The sequence below is a fragment of the Micromonospora tarensis genome, from assembly GCF_016803395.1.
GTDB lineage: Bacteria > Actinomycetota > Actinomycetes > Mycobacteriales > Micromonosporaceae > Micromonospora > Micromonospora tarensis.
Map to the genome: position 1 here is coordinate 1 of NZ_JAEVHL010000490.1, position 1607 is coordinate 1607.

The following is a 1607-nucleotide window of genomic DNA, read 5'->3' on the forward strand; positions in this document are numbered from 1 at the left end:
GCCCGCCGGCGCGGATTCCACGCCGGCGCCGCACGAGCAGCGCGCGGCCGAGCCGGTGGACCCTCCCGCGTCGCTGGACGTGCCCGCGCCGACGAGTCGGCCTGCGGCGACGAGTCGGCCTGCGGCCGGTGGCGACATCGCCGTGGTGGGAATCTCCGCGCGGTTCGCCGACCTGCCGACGCCGGAGCGGTTGTGGCAGGCGCTCCGCGCGGGAACGAGCCGGATCCGTGAGCTGGACCGGCCCGGCTGGCCGGCGGACTACTACGATCCCGACCCCGCGGCGAGCGGCCGGGCGGTCAGCAAGTGGGCGGGGCACCTCGACCGGATCGACGCCTTCGACGCCGGCTTCTTCCGCCTCTCGCCCCGCGAGGCCCGGCGGATGGATCCGCAGCAGCGCATCTTCCTCCAGGAGGCCTACCACGCGTTCGAGGACGCCGGCTACGCGCCACAACAGGTGACCGGGCGTCGGGTGGGTGTCTTTGTGGGGGCGCGCGCCTCCGACTACCAGGAGCAGGTGGCGGCGGCCGAGGACGTCGGTTCGCAGCTCTTCCTCGGCACCGACGTGTCGATCCTCGCCGGCCGGGTCTCCCACCTGCTCGGCCTGGTCGGTCCGAACCTCGCCGTCGACACCGCGTGTTCCTCGTCGCTTGTCGCACTGCATCTGGCCTGCGCCAGCATCCAGCGTGGCGAGTCGGAGATGGCGCTGGCCGGCGGCGTTTTCGTGGCACCGTCGCCACGGTTCCTCGTCCTCGCGTCCAAGGCCGAGATGCTCTCTCCGTCGGGCCGGGTGCGCAGCTTCGGCGCCGCCGCGGACGGCATGGTGGTCGGCGAGGGCGCGGGCGCGTTGCTGCTCAAGCCGCTCGACGCGGCGCTGCGCGACGGCGATCACGTGTACGGCGTCATCCGGGGCAGCGCCGTCGGACACAACGGCCGTACCCACAGCATCACGACCCCGGCGACCCCGGCGGCCACCGAGCTGGTACGGAACCTCTACCGCGACTGCGGCGTGCCGATGGACACCGTCCAGTACCTCGAGGTGCAGGGCGCCGGCATCCGGCTCGGGGACTCGGTGGAGCTGCGGGCGCTGGCCAACGCGTTCGGCCCCGGTGGCGACCTGGTGATCGGCACACACAAGGGCAACATCGGGCACGCCATCGCGGCGGCCGGCGTGGCCGCGGTGGCGAAGGTGCTGCTGGCCATGCGGCATCGGGAAATCCCGCCGACGATCACCGGCGACCCGAACGGCGACACCGAACTCCCCGGCACGCCGTTCCGGCTCAGCACGCGCCCCCTGCCGTGGCCGGCCCCGCCCGGCGCGCCGCTGCGCGCCGGAGTGAACTCGTTCGGATTCGGCGGCACCAACGCCCACGTCGTGATCGAGGAAGCACCCCAGCGGGTGCCCGGCTCCGACGCCGCCGAGGACCCGGCCGGCGTGCTGCTGCCGATATCCGGCCGACGCCGGCCGAACTCGCCCGACGGCTGGCGGACCTCCTGGCCTGGGCGGAGCACGACGCGACCGGTACCCGCTGGCGGACGTCGCCGTACACCCTGCAGACCGGCCGTGCGCACTTCGAACACCGGCTCGCCGTCTCGCCCGGATCCCGACG

1 protein-coding gene is annotated in these 1607 nt (G+C 74.1%); it reads left to right on the forward strand.

From position 1 onward, the window contains the following. The coding region (locus tag JM949_RS35830; RefSeq protein ID WP_203152459.1) for a beta-ketoacyl [acyl carrier protein] synthase domain-containing protein at nt 1–1607 on the forward strand (1607 nt) is incomplete at both ends.